Annotated in this window: 2 protein-coding genes and 1 pseudogene; all 3 read left to right on the forward strand. The window is 67.9% G+C overall.

Annotated elements, in window-relative coordinates; genetic code table 11:
• Nucleotides 1–270: pseudogene (locus ACV4UX_RS01135) on the forward strand (hypothetical protein); the annotation flags it as partial.
• Between the two features lies 1 nt (nucleotide 271).
• The gene (locus tag ACV4UX_RS01140) at nucleotides 272–490 is read left to right on the forward strand and encodes a hypothetical protein (protein ID WP_491591504.1); all 219 of its coding nucleotides are present in this window, start codon (nucleotides 272–274) and stop codon (nucleotides 488–490) included.
• A gap of 109 nt (nucleotides 491–599) precedes the next feature.
• Nucleotides 600–1,055, forward strand: coding sequence for a cache domain-containing protein (locus tag ACV4UX_RS01145; protein WP_491591505.1), 456 nt, complete (start codon nucleotides 600–602; stop codon nucleotides 1,053–1,055).
• Nucleotides 1,056–1,123 lie beyond the last annotated feature (68 nt).

A 1,123-nucleotide genomic window follows, 5' to 3' on the forward strand; every position in this document is an offset into this window, starting at 1 on the left:
CCCGGCGAAAAGGTGATCGTGCCCGCGCCCCGCACGCAGGATGGCGCGGGCACGATCACCTTTTCGCCGGGGCGCAACACCGAGGAGATCGTGCGTCTGGTGGAGGCGCTTCGCGCCACCGACGCCCACGGCGTGGCCACCCCCGCCAACTGGCGCCCCGGCGAAAAGGTGATCGTGCCCGCGCCCCGCACGCAGGATGGCGCGGACGAGCGCGCCCACGAAACGGGAACGGAATGCAAGGACTGGTTCTTCTGCACCCGGAGCCTGTGAGGTGGCCTGCGTCAAGCCCGAGGGGGAACTGACGGAACTGGGCCGTCGCGTGCTGGCGGGGCTTGCGGCCCACGCCACCCCCGAGGCCGCAGCTCCGGCGTTGGGACTGCCGCTTTACCGCGTGCGCATGGCCGCCCGCGCGCTGGATGCCGCAGGCCTGGCGAGCGGGAGGGCGGGACGCTACGCGCTCACGCCCGAGGGGGAGCGAAGGCTGGCCTAGCGTCATGCCGCCCCGCGCCCGCACGGGACGCAGAGGTGCAAACCAACGGGCCGTCGAGACTCCGCAAGGCTGCTTCGCGGCGGTCCCACACACCAAGAGGAGGGTCTCCATGAGATGTACCGGCATCGTGCTCGCATTGGTTCTTTCGCTGTTCGCCGCCACCGCCCTTGCCCAGCAGTCCGGGACCAAGGACGAGGCCGTGGCCCTGGTGAAGAAGGCCGTGGCCCACTACAAGAGCGCCGGGAAGGACAAGGCGTTCGCGGATTTCAACGCCAAGGACGGCGGCTTCACCGACCGTGACCTCTACATCGTGGTCTACGACATGGAGGGCAACTGCCTCGCACACGGGGCCAACGCAAAGCAGATCGGCAAAAACCTCATGGAACTGCGCGACCCGGACGGGAAGTTCTTCGTCAAGGAGCGCGTGGAGCTGGGCAAGACCAAGGACTCCTTCTGGCAGGACTACAAGTTCTCCAATCCCGTCTCGAAGCAGATCGAGCCCAAGAGCATGTACATGGAGAAGGTGGACGGCATGCTCTTCGGCTGCGGCGCCTATCAGAAATAGCCCGCTCGGCCGCGCCCCGGCGATTCCCCGCCAGGGCGCAGGCCCTGCGGACACAAGACGGGAGTGAT

The organism is Fundidesulfovibrio sp. (assembly GCF_058402725.1).